The sequence below is a fragment of the Pseudomonas sp. NPDC087029 genome, assembly GCF_044745345.1.
Lineage (GTDB): Bacteria > Pseudomonadota > Gammaproteobacteria > Pseudomonadales > Pseudomonadaceae > Aquipseudomonas > Aquipseudomonas faucium.
On the sequence record NZ_JBIVAB010000007.1, the window covers coordinates 57893 to 75707 of the forward strand.

Below are 17815 nucleotides of genomic sequence, written 5' to 3' on the forward strand. Positions count from 1 at the left end.
CAAGCCGGCTCCCACAGGTGCCGGGATGAGGCCTGTGACCACCAGCGGAGCCTCACATGCATTTCGACCTGGCAGACCTGCGGCTTTTCATCCACATCGGCGAATCGCCGAGCCTGACCCAGGGCGCACGCCGGGCGTTCCTCTCGCCGGCCGCCGCCAGCGCGCGGATCAAGGCGCTGGAGGCGCAGCTCGACACGCGCCTGTTGTACCGCGACAGCCGTGGCGTGGAGCTGACCCCGGCGGGGCACAAGCTGTTGACCCACGCCCGCCTGATCATGCGCCAGGTGGACTACCTGAAAGCCGAGTTCACCCAGTTCGGCACCGATTCGGCCGGGCATATCCGCATCTTCGCCAACACCACGGCGGTCACCGAGTTTCTCCCCGAAGTGCTGGCCGGCTTTCTCGCCAAGCGCCCCGGGGTGACGGTGGACCTGCAGGAGCGCCTGTCGCGCGACATCGTGCGCGGCGTGCTCGATGGCAGCAGCGACATGGGCATCATCGCCGGGCCCGTGGAGGCCAGCGGCCTGCAGGTGATGCACTTCAGCACCGACCGCCTGGTGCTGATCGTGCCGGTGGGCCATGAGCTGGCCTCGCGCACGCAGGTGACGCTCAAGCAGACGCTGGCGTTCCAGCACATCGGCCTGCACGACGGCAGCACCTTGCTGAGCTTTTTGCGCGACCACGTCGAGCGCATGGGCCTGAACCTTTCGCTGCGTATCCAGCTGTCCAGCTTCGAGGCGATCTGCCGGCTGGTGGAGGCGGGGGTGGGCATCGGCATCCTGCCCGAATCGGCGGCGCTGCGGCACAGCCAGACCATGAACCTGGTCACCATCAGCCTCGACGAGCCGTGGGCGGTGCGTGAGCGCAGCATCCTGGTGCGCGAGCTGGACGCGCTGCCGGGCACGGTGCGGGCGCTGATCGCAACCCTGATGCCCGATGGCGCGGTGCAGGCCTGACAGGCGCTAGAAGAACGTGCGCTGGGCCTTGAGCGTGACCACGCTCTCGCAGTAGCTGTTCATGCCCGCGTAGGCCTCGCAGCCACCGCCACTCAAGTCGGAGTTGCTGTAGATCAGGTTGAGGTCCAGCCCGAGCCAGGGGCGCGAGAGCTCCAGCGACCAGTCGGAAAACCCGTTCACCTGGCTGCCGTCGCCGATGGTGAACGGCGTGCCCAGGCGATGGTGGGCGAGTTTTACGGTGAGGTCGACGTTGAACAGCGGCAGCCGGCCAAGGTCGGCGAACAGGGTGCCGGTGCGGTTGCCCGGGTTGTCGCGCAGGGCCCCGCCGAAGCGGCTGCCGAGCACCGAAATGCCGCCGTACAGGGCATAGCTGTCGGCGTTGGCGATGTTCGGCTGGCTGTAGTGGATCAGCCCCACCTCGTAGCCCAGGGTGCTGTCGAAGTGGTGCTTGTAGCCCAGGTAGTTGTCCAGGCGCAGGGTGGAGTCGGGCGTCACGCCCATGCTCGGTGCGTACTGGCCGATGTACCAGCCGCTGGGGTGGCTGAGGTCGAGGCCGCCGTGGAAGGCGCCGAGCGCGGTCGGCGAGATCAGCCCCTGGGCCATGCTGCGCGAAGGGGTGGTGCCGAGGGTGAAGTCGAAGTCGCCGAGCTGGCGCTGGATCTGCTGCGCCAGCAGCGCCGGGCTGAACAGCAGGGCCGCACTCAGTATCAGCAGGGGCCGGGTCATGGTCACCGTCCTGGGAAGCTTGCACTTGAGCGGCAAAGGATACCTGCCCAGGCCGGCGACGAAAACCTTGGGGCCTGTTTCAGAGCGGCTGGGCGATTTCGATCAGGTTGAGGTCCGGGTCGCGCACGTACACCGAAAGAATCGGCCCGGTCGCCCCGGTACGCTGCACCGGCCCCTCGATGATCGGCCACTGCGCCTGCTGCAGGTGCTCGATCACCTGCTCAAGGCTAACCCGGGCGATGAAGCACAGGTCCAGGGCGCCCGGCACCGGCAGGTGGGCCTTGGGCTCGAACTCCTTGCCGCGCACGTGGATGTTGATCTTCTGGTTGCCATACAGCAGCGCCAGGCGGCCGGCGCCGAACGTTTGCAGTTGCATGCCGAGCACGCGGGTGTAGAAGTCGGTGCAGGCATCGACGTCGCAGGTGGTGAGTACCAGATGGTCCAGGTGATCGATCATGGGCTACCTCAAGGCGTGGGGACTGACGTCGCGCAGTCCGGCCCGGGCCATCATAGTGCACTGGGCCACGCTTTCGACAAGCCCGCGTGTGGAACGCCCAGCCTTTGCTACCCTTACATTCCACGCGGTTTGACCCCAAGGGGAACTGTGATGCGCAGGCCATTGCTCTACGTCGTGACGGCTGTGCTTTGCCTGGGAGGCGTTGGCGCCTACTTGCTGGCGCGAAACCCTGCAACCCCCGCAGCCCCCGCACCTGCGGCGCCCGTTGCCGCTGCGCCAGTGGCGGCGCCGCCAGCCCCACCACCCCCGGCCGCCGAGGCGCCAGCGCCCAAGCAGGCCGTGTTCGACCAGGCGCAACTTGCCCAGATGATGGCGCCGATTGCCCTCTACCCCGATGCGCTGCTGGCCCAGGTGCTGATGGCCAGCACCTATCCCGGCGAGGTGACCGAGGCGGTGGCCTGGTCCAAGGCCAACCCCAAGGCCCAGGGTGACGACGCAGTCAAGCAGGTGGCCCAACAGCCCTGGGACCCGAGCGTGCAAGCCTTGGTGGCGTTCCCCCAGGTGCTGGCGCTGCTCGGCCAGGACCCGGTCTGGGTGCAGCGCATGGGCGATGCGTTTCTGGCGCAGCCTGACGAGGTGATGGCCGCGGTGCAGAACCTGCGCCAACAAGCCAAGGCAGCCGGCAACCTGCAGAGCAACCAGTACCAGAACGTCACGGTCAAGGTCGCCGCGCCCGCCGCCAGCGCAGGCTCGGCCAGTGCCCCGGCCAGCAGCACGTCGAACATCATCATCGAGCCCGCCAACTCCCAGGTGGTGTACGTGCCCAGCTACAACCCGACCACCACCTACGGCACCTGGGCCTACCCCGCGTCGCCGCCGGCCTACTACCCGCCATCGCCCTTGTACACCGCCGGCACCGCGCTGATGGCGGGGCTGGCCTTTGGCACCGGCGTTGCCATCGTCAATTCGCTGTGGGGCGACTGCGACTGGGATGACCACGATATCGACGTGAACGTGAACCGCTACAACAACATCAATGCCAACAACCGCATCGGCAACAACCAGGGCAAGTGGCAGCACAACGCCGTGCACCGCGACGGCGTGCCCTACCGCGACAGCCGCAGCCGCGAGCAATTCGGCCGCCAGCTCGACGGCGCCAGCCAGCGCGCGGCCTTCCGGGGCGACGATGCCCAGCGCGCCGAGGCCCGCGACCGCGCCCGTGGCTCGATGGACCGGGCCGGTATCGAGCGGCCGGCCAACGCCAACCAGGATGCCCGTGACCGCGCCCGTGCCTCGCTGGACCGGGCCGGCATCGAACGGCCCGCCACCAGCAACCTCGAAGCGCGCGACCGGGCGCGCGAGGCGCGGGCCGAGCAGCCGCGGGTGGCAGACCGGCGGCAGGACACCCGCCCCAGCCGCGACAACCTGCAGGCCAGAAACCAGAACCCGCAGCTCAACCAGCGCCGCCAAGGCGAAGGCCAGGCACGCCAACAGCGTGATATCCGGCCCAACAATGCCGCCGGCAGGGCGCGCAACAATGCCTTCGATGGGGTCCGTTCGCCTTCGCGCACCAGCGCCCAGGCCAACCGCGGCCGTGTCAGCCAGCAGCTCGCCCAACGGCCGAACAACGCGCGCGCCTCGGGGCACACCATTTCCCGGCCCAGCGCGCCTGTGCGCCGCGGTGGTGGCGGAGGAGGCCGTCGATGAAACGCATGAGCATGCTTGCCCCCGTGTTGTTGGCCATGGCGGTGGCCTGGCCGTGCTGGGCCGCGACCCAGGAAGCCTTCCCGACACCGGAAAAGGCGGTGGAATCGCTGGTCGCCGCGCTGGGCACGGAGCACGCCGACGAGGCGCGCCTGGCCCAGTTGTTCGGTGAAGACTGGCGCACCTACATCCCCCGCGAAGGGGTGCAGCGCAGCGACGTGGATGCCTTCCTCAAGCAGTACCACGAGCAGCACCAGATCCAGGCCCAGGGCGATACCAAGGCCATCCTCGCGGTGGGCAGCGAACACTGGACCCTGCCCATCCCGCTGGCCAAGGCGGCCAACGGCTGGCACTTCGACCTCAAGGCCGGCAGTGCCGAGATCCGCGCCCGGCGCATCGGCCGCAACGAGCTGGGCGCCCTGCAATCGGTGCTGGCCTACCACGATGCGCAGATGGACTACGCCGCCAAGGACCGCAACGGCAACGGTGCGCTGGAGTACGCGCAGCACATCTTCAGCACCCCCGGCAAACATGACGGCCTGTACTGGGAAGACGAAGCCGATGGCGAGGTGAGCCCGCTGGGGCCGCTGTTCGGCCAGGACCGGGTCGGTGACGACTGGTACGGCTACCACTTCCGCATCCTCGATGGCCAAGGCCCCTCGGCCCCCGGCGGCGCCTACAGCTACCTGATCGGCGACCAGATGAGCCGGGGTTTCGCCCTGATCGCCTGGCCGGCCAAGTACAACGACACCGGGGTGATGAGTTTCATGATCAGCCATGACGGCCAGGTCTTCGAGAAAGACCTCGGCCCGCAGAGCGACAAGCTGGCCAAGGCCATGAAGCGCTTCGACCCGGATGACAGCTGGAAAGAGGTGACCGAAGACGCCAGTGATTGAGCCGCGCTAGCGGCCCAGCAACTGCCCCAGCAGCCACTGCCCGGCGGGCCCCAGCGCACGTTGCCGCGACCAGGCCGCGTCCATGGCCACCCGCCGCGGGTAGCCCGCCACCGGCAACTCCACCAGGCCCGTGCCAAAGCGCGCCACCAGTGCGGTGGGCAGCTCTGCCCAACCAAAGCCGCGCACCGCGAATTCCAGCAGCGTCAGGTAATCCGGCGCCGACCAGGCCTGGCCACGGCCATGGTGCAGGCTCGGCGCGTAGGTCTTCATGTACAGCTGGCGCTCGCTTTGCAGGTCCTGTGGCTGCAGCATCGGGCGTTTCGCCAAAGGGTGATCGCAGCTCACGTAGAGCCTGAATTCGGCCTGCTCGGGCAAGCGCGCCACCTGCACGTCGGCGGGGTAGTGCTGCTGGGCGGCGAGGATGCCGATCTGCGCCAGGCCCTGCTGGACCAGTTCGACCACATCGGCGTCTTCGGAGGGGCCCCAGCGCAGTTCGGTGTGGGGGTACAGTTCGGCGAACAGGCTCATCGCCGCGCCTTGCGAAGCCACGCTGTAGCTGTCCGACATCACCACCGACAGCAGCGGCTCGACCTGGCCGGCCAGGCGCACGGCCAGGGCATCGAGGCGCGCGCTGGCATCGAGGATCGCCTCGACGTGGCCCAGCACCTGGCGCCCGGCGGCATTGAGCGTGGGGTGGCGGCCGGCGCGGTCGAACAGCGGGCAACCTACGTCGGCCTCGAAGTTGGCGATGGCGATGCTGATGGTCGACTGGCTCTTGCGCAGCTTGCGCGCCGCTGCGGAGAACGAACCGAGGGCGGCGGCTTCGACGAAGGCGACCAGGGCTTCAGGCGAATAGCGCATAGGTATGGGGCAAACCGATAGGTAGTGTGCTGCGAGTATCGGTTCCATCAACGTAAAAGTGAAGGGCGCATCCGTGCGCCGTCAGTGCCTGCAGGCGGCGCGCACCTCGCGGGCGGTGCAGCCGAAGTACTGGCGAAACGCGCGGGTGAACTGCGCCTGGTCGGCAAAGCCGCAACGAAACGCCAGTTCACCGATCGGCAGGTGGCATTGCGGGTCGCGCAGTTGCCGGTGCACCGCCTCCAGGCGCTGCTGGCGCACCCATTCACCCAAGGTAAAAGCGGTGCTGGCGAACAGCTTGTGCAGGTAGCGCAGGGAAAGCCCGCAGGCACTGGCGATGGCTTGCGGCGACAGCTCGGGGTCAGCCAGGTTCTGCAGCACGTAGTGCTCCACCCGGGTCAGGTGCAGGGTGCTGAGGTTGGACCCTTCACTGCCCAGCACGCGCTCGTCCTGCTGCAGCGCCAGCAGCAAGGTGGCCATGGCCTGCTCCAGCAGCAGGTGGCGGGCAACCTGCGGGTTGGCGTCGAAATGCCGGGCACACAGGTCCAGCTGCTCGACGAAGATCTGCCCCAGCCCCTGGGTGGCATCGAAACAGTGGCGGGTATAGCGCCGGTGCCCGCGCAGGTGGCCCTTGAAGGCACTTTCCGGAAGCTTGAGCACCCACAGGTCGTTTTCGGCGCCGTAGTGGAAGCGATAAGGGGCATCGCCGCGCTCGACGATGAAGCCGCCGGGGCGGCAGCTGAGCTGGTGGCCGTCCTGCTCGAAGTGCACCTCGCTGCGGCTGGGCACGGTGACCAGGTAGAACGCCTCGCGGTCCTGGCCCACCTGCGCCTTGCTGCGCGAATAGCCCAGCCGGCTCGAGCGCAGGCGCGACAGGCTGCAGGCGGTGCTGGGCGTGCTCCAGCGTTGCAGGTGGCCATCGAAGGGTTGCTCGGCGGCGAACGCCAGGCTCAAGGGGAAGTAGGTGTCGCTGACGGCTTCGGCCCAGCGCGCCTGGCGCTCGGGCAAGGCCCAGCTGTGGGTGGAGATTTCGGTCGGCATGGTCGGTCCTTTTTCAAAGAGGGCAGCATTGAAAAAAGGAACTGCTGGCAAGCTACTCAAGCAGCTCTTGTTATTGTGCACGCCGCTCGGCAGCGCGAGGCTGCCGGGCGGGTACAAGCGCCGACCACTGTATCAGGCGACAGGTGTCAGCCGGTAGGTCGCCGAGGGTTCCAGGCAGGCCTGCCAGCCCGGCGGCACGACGATGTTGGTGGTGTCTTCTTCGATCACGCAAGGGCCGTGCACGGTTTGCCCCGCCAGCAGGTAGCTACCGTTGAACACTGGCGTTGCCTGCCACGGGCCATCGGCGCTGAAGCGCATCGGCCGCTCGCCCTGCGCGGTGGCCACGGCGGCTTCGGCAGGGGCTTGCAGCAGCGGTTGGGGCGGGCGCGGCAGGTGGCCGATCACCGAGCATTCCAGGTTGACCAGCTCTACCGGGCTGCCTGGCTCGCTGTAGGAGTACAGGGTCTGGTGGCGCTGGTGGAACGCCTCGATCAGCGCGCCAAGGCCGTTGCTGTCCAGCGCATCTTCCTGCCACTCCACGCTGCACTCGTGGATCTGCCCGGCGTAGCGCATCTCCAGGGTGTAGTGGCAACTGCTGGCCTGGTCGCCGAAGCCGTCTTCGCGCAGGTTGGCCATACCCTGCTGGCGCAGCTCGGCCAGCGTGCGGTTGAGCAGCGCCAGGTCGGCGTGCGCCGCGTCCAGGCGCATCGACAGGCTGGTGAGCTGGTCGTAGCGCACATCGGACAGGATCTGGCCAAAGGCGCACAGGCCCGAGGCCACCTTGGGGATCAGCACGGTGCGCATGCCGATTTCCTCGGCCAGGCGCACCACGTGCATGCCTGCCGCGCCGCCGGCACCGATCAGGGCGAAATCACGTGGGTCGTGACCGCGCTCGATGGAGACGCGGCGAATGCCGTTGACCATGTTCAGGTTGACCAGGGTGATGATGCCCAAGGCGGCGCGCTCCACGCTGATGCCCAGCGGTTCGGCGACCTTGCTGCGGATGGCCTCGAGCGCGGCCTGGCGGTTCAGGCGGATGCTGCCGCCCAGCAGCGCGCCGTCGGCCAGGTAGCCCAGCACCAGGTTGGCATCGGTCACCGTCGGCTCGTTGCCGCCCTTGCCGTAGCACACCGGCCCCGGCGTGGCGCCGGCGCTGCGCGGGCCGACCTGGAGCATGCCCAGGGTGTCCAGCGAGGCGATGGAGCCACCGCCGGCGCCGAGGGTTTCCACCTGGATCATCGGCACGCCGATGCGCTGGCGCAAGAAGTCCACGTCCTTGCTGAAGTTGGTGCGCCCGGCGTTGGTCAGGGTGATGTCGAACGAGGTGCCGCCCATGTCCACGGTGATGACGTTGTCGATGCCGAACGGCTTGCCCACCGCCAGGCCGGCCTGGGGGGCCGAGGCCGGGCCTGAGTTGATCGCGTTGACCGCCCGTTCGCGCATCAGGTGGCCGGGGGCCAGCCCGCCGTTGGACTGGAAGTAGCGCACCGGCTGGTGTGCGCCGAGCTCTTCGAACAGCGCGTCGATGCGCGCCACGTAGCGGGCCATCACCGGGCTCAGGTAGGCGTTGACCACGGTGGTGGAGGTGCGGGTGTACTCGCGGATCTGCGGAAACACCTCGACACCGGTACAGACGAACACCCCCGGCAGCGCGGCGCGCACCAGCTCGGCGGCGCGCTGTTCGTGGCGGGGGTTGCGCACCGACCACAGGAACGAAATGGCCACTGCCTCGACGCCCTCGGCGCGGAAGTACTCGATGGCCTGGTGCACGGCCTGTTCGTCCAGCGGGCTGTGCTCGCGGCCATCGCCCAGGATGCGCCCGCCGATGGGCCGGCGCAGGTGCCGCGGCGCCAGCATGAACGCCGGCGGGTAATGGGCGTCGTAGCGGTGGCCTTCTTCCTTGTGGCCCAGGCGGATTTCCAGGCTGTCCTCGTGGCCTTCGGTGCACAGCAGGCCGACCTTGACCCCGGTGCGCTCGATCAGCGCGTTGAGGGCCACGGTGGTGCCGTTGATGCACAAGTCGCAGTTGGCGATCACCTGGGCCGGGCTGAGCCCAGTGGCGTCGGCGATCTGCGCAAGCCCGGCGCGGATCGCCAGGGTGCCGTCGTGCGGGGTGGAGGGGGCCTTGAACAATTGCACGCCGCCGTCGCGGTCGGCCAGGATGAAGTCGGTGAAGGTGCCGCCGGCGTCGATGCCCAGGCGATATTGGTTGCGCATGTTGAGTCTCCGGTCAGAGCTGGCCGCGGGCAGCGTGGGTGGCGGTTTCGTCGAGTTGGCCGTCGGCGTCGACGATCACCCGGTAGTCCAGGGCCGCGCCCTGGGGCGAGACCAGGCCGTTGCGCAGGTCTTCGAGCACCGCTGCCAGCGGCCGGCGCAGCGGGTCGCCGTAACCGCCGCCGCCCGGGTTGATGTTGATGATTCGCTCGCCCGGTTGCAGGGTCAGCATCGGGTTCTGCAGGTAATGGTCTTCCTGGCCGTCGGCATGGCGGTGGATCAGCCGCCCGAGCTTGGGCTGCAGCAGGCCGTTGCGTGCGCCTGCGGCGCCTGCGGTGGGCAGCTGGCGGCCTTCGCCGAAACCGACCACGGTCATGGCGTGCTCCAGCGGCTCGATCTCCAGCCGGGTGCCGGAGCCGCCGCGGTACTCGCCGGCGCCACCGCTGTCGGCCATCAGGCTGTAGCGGTGGATCAGGATCGGGTAGGCGTGTTCGAGCAGCTCGATGTCGCCGCTCATCAAGGCGCCGAAGCAGCACAGCGGCCCGCAGGCATGCCAGCCGTCCATCACCTGGTTGGCGCCGGCGCCGGAGATGATCGAGGCCAGCACCATGGTCACGTATTCGCTGTTGCCGTTGCGCGGGTCGTGGCCGGCGATGTTGATGCCGCTGGTGTGCCCCCAGGAGGCGGTGACCCGCTGCGGCGAGGCCTGCTCCAGGGCGGTGCGCACGGCATCGGCCAGGGTTTCCATCGGCGTGGTGGTGCAGTTGACGTGGGGCGCAGGTTCGGCGGCGTTGCACAAGGTGCCCTTGGCGCCCACATCCACGCTCACGCAGCGGTACAGGCCTTCGTTGTAGGGCGGTGCGACCTGGGCGAACATCATCAGGCCCAGGTACACGCCCGAGACCGAGTTGCCTTCGTAGGAGTTGATGAAGTAGGGCACCTGGGGCGGGCTTTCGATGCGCACGTGCGCCGTTTCGCCGCGGATTTCCACGTGGGCGGTGATCGCCAGTTCGCCCAGCCCATGGCCCGAGTCTTCGAGCACCGCGGTGCCGCTGTAGTGGCCGTCGGGGACCTCGCGCAGCAGGGCGCGCATGTGCCGGTCGGCCATGTTCTTCAGCTCGGCGATGCACGCCCGCACCTGCGCCACGCCGTACTTGTCCAGCAGCTCCAGCAGGTGCCGCTCGCCGACCTTGCAGGCACCGTACTGGGCGTTGAGGTCGCCTTCCTGGTAGGGGCGGGCGCGCATGTTGGTGAGCATGAAGTTGATCACGTCCTCACGCCGCTTGCCCCGTTCCCACAGCTTGACCGGCGGAATGCGCAGGCCCTCGGCGTAGATCTCCTTGGCATCGGGGTTGTAGCCGGCCGGTACCGGGCCGCCGATATCGGTCAGGTGGCCCTTGCACACGGTCCAGAACACCAGCTCGCCCTGGTAGAACACCGGCTTGTACATGCAGCAGTCGAGGATGTGGCTGCCTTTGTAGGCCGGGTCGTTGTGGTAGATCACGTCGCCTTCGGCGATGTCGTCGCCGAAGAAACCGGCCACGCATTTCATCGCCGGTATCAGCGAGCCCAGGTGGATCGGGATGTCCTGGCCCTGCAGGATCATCTCCGGCAAGTGGTCGAACAGCGAGTTGGAGTAATCATGCGCCAGGTTGAACACGCTGGAGCGGCCGGTCTTTTCGAGGGTCAGGGTCATCTCGCGCTGCGCCGTCTCCAGCGCACCCCGCACGACGGCCAGGGTAATCGGGTCAACTGAGTTCATGGGTCACCGACATTGTTCTTGTGTTTTGGGTGAGGCCGCAGTGGGCGACCTTGCTGACAGGCTACGGGGGAAGGGCAAGGCTGACTTGTCGCTGGGTGCACCGGTTGTTGCGTTTGCGCGCACGCAGCGCTCGAATTGGCTAGTCTCGCCACGACCTTTCCGGGGATCGATCCATGCTCAACCGACGTTCATGGCTCACCGCAGGCACGGCGCTGGCCTGCAGCTTCTGGCTGCCCAGGCAGTTGCTCGCCACGCCGGCCGAGCACATGGCACTGTGGCCTGGTTCTGCGCCGGGCGGCGGCGGGCCGCAGGGGCCTGCCGTCATCAGCGCAAAAGGTGCGGTCAGCCAGGTTTGCACGCCTTCGCTGCAAGTGTTTCGGCCTGCGCAGCCGAACGGCGCCGCCGTGCTGATCGCCGCGGGGGGCGGCTACAAGCGCATCGAGAACGGGCAGGAGGCGCTGCCTGCCGCGCGCTGGCTGGCGGCGCGCGGGGTAACGGCCTTCGTGCTGACCTACCGCTTGCCGCGCGAGGGGTGGAACGCCGGGGCCATGGCGCCCTTGCAAGACGCCCAGCGCGCGCTGCGGCTCATCCGCGCCAGGGCAGCCGAGGAGGGGATCGATACCCGGCGCATCGGCCTGCTGGGGTTTTCTGCCGGTGGGCACTTGCTGGGCATGGCCGCTACCCGGGCCGGGTTTCGCGCCTATGAGCCGATCGATGACCGCGACCGCCTCGCGGCCAACGCGGCAATCGTGGCATTGGCCTACCCGGTGATAACGCTGCTGCCGCCCTACGACCGCACCTCGACCCGCCGCAGCCTGATTGGCGAGCACCCCAGCCACCAGGCCGCGGTTGATTGGTCGGTCGAAACCTACGTGACCGCGCAGTGCGCGCCTGTGTTCGTGGTGCAGGCCGCAGATGACCCGGTTGCCAACCCGCAAAACGCCCTGATCCTGGCCCAGGCCTGCCAGGCCCAGGGCGTTGCCGTCGAGCGGCTGCTGCTGCCCAGCGGCGGGCATGGCTTCGGCATGGGGCGCGCCAATACGCCCACGGCAGATTGGCCCAACGCGTGGGAACAGTGGTTGCGCAAGGCGTCTTTCATCTGAGGTATTGATAAAACCGATAGTAGCTATGTCGCGAGTATCTGTTCCATCAAAGAAAATGGCTGCCACGACGTAACCACATGATGGAATCTGCAATGAAAAAGACCTCTTTCAGCGAACGCCTGGTACATGCCGTGGGCTACGAAGTGTTCGCCGTGCTGCTCTGTGCGCCGCTGCTGTCGTGGGTGATGGGCAAGTCGCTGGCCACCGCCGGTGCCCTGGCCATCACCTTGTCGGTGATCGCGATGCTCTGGAACATGCTCTACAACGCCATGGTCGACCGCGTGGTGAAGACCGAACGCATCCACTGGAAGGCCAGCATGCGTTTCGCCCATGGCCTGGGTTTCGAAGCCGGGCTGGTGGTGTGGTGCCTGCCGGTGGCGGCGTGGATGCTGGACATCTCGCTGTGGCAGGCCTTCATGGTCGAACTGGGCTTCTTCGTGGTCATCCTGCCGTACACCGTGCTGTACAACTGGGCGTTCGACCGCGCGCGGTTTTACCTGGTGCAGCGCCGGCTGGCGGTGTGAGCCGGGTCTTGCATCAGACAGGCAAGCAGGAACTGCGTGGCTGTGAGAGGATGTCCGCCACCCCAGCCAGGACCCCGAATGCAGCCTGATGAAGACACCAAAACGAATCGAACCGCTGATTGAAGACGGCCTGGTCGACGAAGTACTGCGACCCCTGATGAGCGGTAAGGAAGCCGCCGTTTATGTTGTGCGCTGTGGTAACCAGGTGCGTTGCGCCAAGGTCTACAAGGAAGCCAACAAGCGCAGCTTCCGCCAGGCCGCCGAGTACCAGGAAGGGCGCAAGGTGCGTAACAGCCGCCAGGCCCGGGCCATGGCCAAGGGCAGCAAGTACGGGCGCAAGGAAGCCGAGGATGCCTGGCAGAACGCTGAAGTGGCGGCGCTGTTCCGCCTGGCCAATGCCGGCGTGCGGGTGCCCAAGCCGTTCGACTTCCAGGATGGCGTGCTGCTGATGGAGCTGGTGACCGACGCCGACGGCGACGCCGCGCCGCGCCTGAACGACGTGCACCTGGAGGCAGAGGAGGCACGCGAGCACCACGCCTTCGTCATTCGCCAGATCGTGCTGATGCTGTGTACCGGGCTGGTGCATGGCGACCTGTCCGAATTCAACGTGCTGCTCGGCCCTGAGGGCCCGGTGATCATCGACCTGCCGCAGGCGGTGGATGCGGCGGGCAACAACCATGCGTTCAGCATGCTGCAGCGCGACGTTGCGAACATGGCCCACTATTTCGGGCGCTTTGCCCCGGAGCTCAAGGGCACCCGCTATGCCCAGGAGATGTGGGCCCTGTACGAAGCCGGCGAGCTGCGCCCGGACAGCCCGTTGACCGGCGAGTTTGCCGACGATGAACATGCCGCGGACGTGGTCGGCGTGATGCGCGAGATCGAGGCAGCGCAGCGCGAAGAAGCCCGCCGCCGTGAGGCACTGGCCGAGGCCGAACACGGGCCGATCAAGGGCGAGGAGCCGCCGCCGCCCTGGTTGCAGTGACCTCAACGTTTGCGCCCCACCCTGTGGGAGCCGGCTTGCCGGCGATGAGGCCGGTGCAGGTGAGCTAGGGCAGCCTGTCAGGTCCCTATCGCCTACTAGCCGGCTCCCACAACTCCACAGCAGAGCTATGGTGAGTAGCTGCGGTATGGGCTCTCCTCGCGAATGGGCCACCGCTATCTGGGTATGTAGGGGCTCTGTAGTAGCGCGCATATCGGGGAGGCAGGAGTCTGTATTTCTGGGGCTTTAAATGAAACTTCTGGAAAATTTCCTACTTAAACGGTAATTAAATCCTACCTTTAAATTCGTGTGACTCCGAAATTTCTTACTGCTGATGTTTTTTGTTCAGAATTTTCCTGCAGGGAAGTCGGACCGTTGTAGGACTATTTTCTGATTGCCAGGCGCTACTATTTGTCCATGTTCTACTTCGCATGGGTGAAAAAGGTGTCCGAACAAACTGACGCGGCTTATTGCCAATCAAGTGATAGTGGTGTGGCCTGCCTGGTCATGCTGGCGCGATATCACGATATAGCCATCTCTCCTGAGCAACTACGCCACAGTTTCGCAACGGATGGCAGGCCTCTTACGGCCGCTCAGATACTTCAGGCATTTCAACATGTCGGGTTGAAGGCCAAGCTTCGACGTACTGATCCGCGCCGTCTGGTACATATGCCGTTGCCTGCCATGGCGGCGGATGGCCAGGGCGGTTACTTCATCATCGCCCGCATGGAAGGCGAGCGGGTGCTGGTGCAGGATCCCAAGATGTGCTCTCCACAAACCTGGACACTGGCGGAGCTCAGCCAGCGTTGGGACGGGGAGCTGATCCTGGTTCGTTCGGACGCACCTTTGCCTCAGGGGTTGGAACGTTTCGACCTGACCTGGTTCATTCCGGCCATTGTCAAACACAGAAAGTTGCTCGGCGAAGTATTTCTGGTTTCCCTGGTGATACAGGTTCTTGCCCTGTTGACGCCCTTGTTCTTCCAGGTGGTGATGGACAAAGTGCTGGTCCACAGAGGCATGACCACACTGGATGTTATTGCATTGGGGCTGTTGGCAGTCTTATTGTTCGAGAGCCTTCTCAGTGGCCTTCGCAGCTATATATCGGCTCATACCGCTTCCCGTATCGATGTCGAACTGGGCGCTAAGTTATTTCAGCATTTAATAGCGTTGCCACTCGCTTACTTTCAGGCGCGGCGAGTGGGAGACTCCGTCGCACGCGTACGGGAACTGGAAAACATTCGGAGTTTTCTGACCAGCAATAGCATTACCCTGCTGCTGGATGTTTTGTTCGTCGTTGTCTTCATCGTTGTCATGTTTCTTTACAGCGGTGGGTTGACGTTAGTCGTCATCGCATCGCTACCCCTGTACTTCCTGATTTCGCTATTCGTTACGCCGCTGCTGCGTGCCCGCATTGACCAGAGCTTTCAGCGCGGTGCCGAAAACCAGGCGTTCCTCGTTGAAGCGGTCAATGCTATCGACACACTGAAGTCCATGGCCGTTGAACCGCAAGTTACGCGGCGCTGGAACAAGCAGTTGGCGGCCTATGTCGCTGCCAGCCTGAAAACCCAGAATTTGTCCAATATCGCCAATGAAAGCGTTGCCCTGATTGGCAAACTGGTCACGGTGGCCACGTTATGGCTAGGCGCGCGCCTTGTCATCGCAGGTGAACTCTCGGTCGGTGAACTCATTGCCTTCAATATGCTCGCCGGTCGTGTATCGCAACCCATCATGCGCCTGGCGCAGTTGTGGACCAGTTTTCAGCAGACGGGCATTTCGATACAGCGGCTAGGGGATATTCTCAATAACCGCACCGAGATCAACCACGGTACGCAATTGCCAGCGGTGGTAGGGCGAATCCAGCTGGACCAGGTCTGTTTCCGATATCGTCCGGGCGGTAGTGAGGTGCTGCGCGACGTCAGCCTGACGATACGCCCGGGTGAGGTCATCGGTATCGTCGGGAGGTCTGGCTCCGGAAAGAGCACCCTTACCCGCCTCATTCAACGGTTGCACTCGCCCCAGAGAGGGCGCGTGTTGCTCGATGGTGCCGACTTGGCATTGGCCGATGTTGCGTCGTTGCGACGGCAGATCGGTGTGGTGTTGCAGGAGAACATGCTGTTCCGGCGCACCGTGCGCGAGAACATAGCCCTGGCCAACCCCGCAGCTCCTCTTGATGAAGTCATGGCAGCGGCCACGCTGGCAGGTGCACATGACTTCATTCTCGAACTGCCTGACGGCTACGAAACCTTGGTTGGCGAGCACGGTGCAAGCCTGTCGGGTGGTCAGCGGCAACGTATCGCAATTGCGCGAGCCCTGATGGGCGACCCGCGCATTCTCATCTTGGATGAAGCCACCAGTGCGCTGGACTATGAGTCCGAGCGGGTCATCCAGCAGAACATGGCGCGCATCTGTGCCCAGCGCACCGTCATCATCATTGCTCATCGGCTGTCTGCAGTGCGCCATGCAGACCGCATCGTGGTCATGGAGCGCGGCCAAGTCATCGAGCAAGGCTCTCACGATGAACTGCTGGGCAACCAGCAAGGTGTCTACACATATCTGCATCGGCTGCAGCAAGGGGCGGCTGCATGAATGCGCCGATCGCTGACCTGATGGAGCGTTACTGCGATGCCTGGCGTGCGGCTTGGAAGCGCCGCCGTGCCATGCAAGGTGCGGCTCGCGAGCCGGATGAGCTGGCGTTTTTGCCAGCGGCATTGTCGTTGCAGGAAACGCCGGTTCACCCCCTGCCGCGCTATGCGCAATGGAGCCTGATGGCGTTAATCGCACTGGCCTTGATCTGGGCCTACGTAGGTGAAATAGACGTGGTTGCCAGCGCCGAGGGCAGGGTCGTGCCCAGTGGCAGGAGCAAGATGATCCAGGCCAGTGAAGTCGCTGTGGTCCAGGCTATTCACGTGGTGGACGGTCAATTCGTTGCGAAAGGCGATCTGCTGGTCGAGCTCGAAGGACAGTCGACCCTTGCGGACATCAAGCGCCTTAACAGCGACTTGCTGGCTGCCCAGGTGGACTTGGCCCGTGCCGCCACGCTGCTGGCGGCGCTCGATGACAATACTGAGCCGGCCTCCCTGGCGGCACGCATCCCTCTGGCCTCGGCACAACAGCAAGCCGACGCACAACGTTGGCTGGAGGGGCAATATCAGGAGCTACAAACCACGCTGCAGCAGGCGGATGCTGAGATCACCCAGCGCGGCGCCGAGATCCGATCGGCGCAAGCCCGTGCCGATGCATTGCGACAGTTGCTGGTGATCACCCGCCAGCTCACGGCGGATTACAAGCAGCTCTTCAGCGAGTCGGCGGTTGCCAAGCATACCTACCTGGAAAAAGAGCAGGCCCGCCTGGAGCAGGAGCGCGAGCTGGTGATCCAGGGCTCGCGCATAGACGAGTTGGAGGCCGCCCGGCTGGCGGCCCAGCACCGGCGACAGGGTGCAGTGGCCCAGTTGCGCCGCGCCATGCTGGACCTGCATGCCGAAGCGGATCGGCAGATCGCCACCCTGAGCCAGGAGCTGCACAAGGCTGAACAGCGCCACCGGCTCCGGGTTCTCACCTCTCCGGTAGACGGCACGGTTCAGCAATTGGCTATCCATACCCAGGGCGGCGTCGTTACCCCGGCGCAAACCCTGATGGTGATTGTGCCGAGCGACCAGCCCATTGAAGTGGAAGTGCAGATCGAGAACAAAGATATCGGCTTTGTTCAGGCGGGTCAGGCGGTGGAGGTGAAAGTGGAAACATTCACTTTTACCAAGTATGGCGTCGTGCCGGGAGTTATTCAGAGTATTTCCAATGATGCTGTTGAGGATAAACAGCGGGGGTGGATGTACAATGCTCGAATTCAGTTGAATGAAAGTGTTTTGCGGGTTGGGGGTAAAGATGTGCCGCTTACGCCGGGCATGACAGTACGTGCTGAGCTTTTAATTAATAAGCGAACAGTTATTAGCTATTTCCTCAGTCCGCTGCAGCGGTATGTTAAAGAAAGCTTGGGAGAGCGATAGAGGAAACGAGAGCGTCGATTTTGTAGGGCATGTTATGGATGCCCGTTTCTTGTTCAGGTCGAATCGTGTAGGGGGCTTGATGTTGCGGAGGCTTAAAGATCTGTTGGTGCAACTATATGTCGTTGTTTGGCAGGTATTGAGAGTTTGCAGTGGGCTGTTACTCTTTTCATGTGCGGCTGTCGAGGTCGGTGCCTGCCATTCCGCACTCAGCCGTAAACAGGTTTACCACGCGCCTGATCAGCGTCTAAGTTACGATGATGTTTCGTGGGTAAGTGTTCGTCGGTGGTGCAGCCCAGAAATGCATGATTCACGGGTGGCGGTAAAGCCATCGAGTTATTCCAGTTGTTAGAAGGCGTAATGAGATGAATAAGACGGTTGGCGTGTACTGTTTGCTCATAGTTTGGAATTTAATGAGGGCCATAGTTTTGTGTTTGCTCATTATTTCCCCGGTCGGCTTGGGTGGGGTGGCAATCTTAAGCAGGTTCTACATTGATTTAACGTCGGGGGTGACTCAGTCCAATACATCAAGTGGTTGCGCGATGAGCTTCAGTGATGAGTCTGCAATTGCAGTTAGGTATCCACATGTTTTGCCCG

The 17815-nt window shown here is 64.8% G+C and carries 14 protein-coding genes; 8 read left to right on the forward strand and 6 right to left on the reverse strand.

All coding sequences use genetic code 11. The features are described from left to right. The first annotated feature begins 56 nt into the window (after positions 1–56). Positions 57–956 carry a LysR family transcriptional regulator gene (locus ACIPG5_RS13895; protein ID WP_236236097.1) on the forward strand — a complete coding sequence of 300 codons (900 nt, stop codon included), beginning with the start codon at positions 57–59 and terminating at the stop codon, positions 954–956. Between the two features lie 6 nt (positions 957–962). Here the strand turns inward: ACIPG5_RS13895 and ACIPG5_RS13900 are convergent, their stop codons facing one another. Both ACIPG5_RS13900 and ACIPG5_RS13905 read right to left on the reverse strand, forming a co-directional pair. Continuing rightward, entirely contained in the window at positions 963–1682 is a 720-nt protein-coding gene (locus ACIPG5_RS13900; RefSeq protein WP_176513208.1) for a TorF family putative porin, read from the reverse strand. A gap of 79 nt (positions 1683–1761) precedes the next feature. Beyond that, positions 1762–2139 (reverse strand): VOC family protein, encoded by a 378-nt coding sequence (locus tag ACIPG5_RS13905; protein ID WP_176513206.1) that lies wholly within the window; start codon positions 2137–2139, stop codon positions 1762–1764. Positions 2140–2289: 150 nt separating this feature from the next. Between ACIPG5_RS13905 and ACIPG5_RS13910 the strand changes: the two genes are divergently transcribed. Continuing rightward, a complete protein-coding gene (locus ACIPG5_RS13910) occupies positions 2290–3846 on the forward strand; it encodes a DUF3300 domain-containing protein (RefSeq protein WP_401375677.1) in 1557 nt (518 codons plus the stop codon). Continuing rightward, the gene (locus tag ACIPG5_RS13915; RefSeq protein WP_286914987.1) at positions 3843–4739 is read left to right on the forward strand and encodes a DUF2950 domain-containing protein; all 897 of its coding nucleotides are present in this window, start codon (positions 3843–3845) and stop codon (positions 4737–4739) included. The genes ACIPG5_RS13910 and ACIPG5_RS13915 overlap by 4 nt, the downstream gene beginning before the upstream one ends. A gap of 6 nt (positions 4740–4745) precedes the next feature. Here the strand turns inward: ACIPG5_RS13915 and ACIPG5_RS13920 are convergent, their stop codons facing one another. From ACIPG5_RS13920 to ACIPG5_RS13935, 4 genes are all read right to left on the reverse strand, one after another. Beyond that, the gene (locus ACIPG5_RS13920; protein ID WP_236236093.1) at positions 4746–5600 is read right to left on the reverse strand and encodes a LysR family transcriptional regulator; all 855 of its coding nucleotides are present in this window, start codon (positions 5598–5600) and stop codon (positions 4746–4748) included. Between the two features lie 81 nt (positions 5601–5681). Next, on the reverse strand, positions 5682–6638 hold the full coding sequence (locus ACIPG5_RS13925) for an AraC family transcriptional regulator (RefSeq protein WP_176513042.1): 957 nt from the start codon (positions 6636–6638) through the stop codon (positions 5682–5684). A 132-nt stretch (positions 6639–6770) separates the two neighbouring features. Further along, positions 6771–8855 (reverse strand): hydantoinase/oxoprolinase family protein, encoded by a 2085-nt coding sequence (locus ACIPG5_RS13930; RefSeq protein ID WP_401375681.1) that lies wholly within the window; start codon positions 8853–8855, stop codon positions 6771–6773. A gap of 13 nt (positions 8856–8868) precedes the next feature. After that, a complete protein-coding gene (locus ACIPG5_RS13935; RefSeq protein ID WP_401375684.1) occupies positions 8869–10614 on the reverse strand; it encodes a hydantoinase B/oxoprolinase family protein in 1746 nt (581 codons plus the stop codon). Positions 10615–10787: 173 nt separating this feature from the next. On the opposite strand from ACIPG5_RS13935, the gene ACIPG5_RS13940 reads away from it, so the two are divergent. The 5 genes from ACIPG5_RS13940 to ACIPG5_RS13960 all read left to right on the forward strand — a co-directional run bounded on the left by ACIPG5_RS13940 (position 10788) and on the right by ACIPG5_RS13960 (position 17221). Next, positions 10788–11717, forward strand: coding sequence for an alpha/beta hydrolase (locus tag ACIPG5_RS13940; RefSeq protein WP_401375687.1), 930 nt, complete (start codon positions 10788–10790; stop codon positions 11715–11717). 92 nt (positions 11718–11809) lie between these two features. Next, positions 11810–12241 carry a multidrug/biocide efflux PACE transporter gene (locus ACIPG5_RS13945; protein WP_176513035.1) on the forward strand — a complete coding sequence of 144 codons (432 nt, stop codon included), beginning with the start codon at positions 11810–11812 and terminating at the stop codon, positions 12239–12241. An 88-nt stretch (positions 12242–12329) separates the two neighbouring features. Next, positions 12330–13223, forward strand: coding sequence for a PA4780 family RIO1-like protein kinase (locus tag ACIPG5_RS13950; protein WP_176513033.1), 894 nt, complete (start codon positions 12330–12332; stop codon positions 13221–13223). Positions 13224–13637: 414 nt separating this feature from the next. Next, on the forward strand, positions 13638–15806 hold the full coding sequence (locus ACIPG5_RS13955; protein ID WP_401375933.1) for a type I secretion system permease/ATPase: 2169 nt from the start codon (positions 13638–13640) through the stop codon (positions 15804–15806). Then, positions 15803–17221, forward strand: a complete 1419-nt coding sequence (locus ACIPG5_RS13960; protein WP_401375690.1) for an HlyD family type I secretion periplasmic adaptor subunit — start codon at positions 15803–15805, stop codon at positions 17219–17221. Before ACIPG5_RS13955 ends, ACIPG5_RS13960 begins: the two co-directional genes overlap by 4 nt. Positions 17222–17815 lie beyond the last annotated feature (594 nt).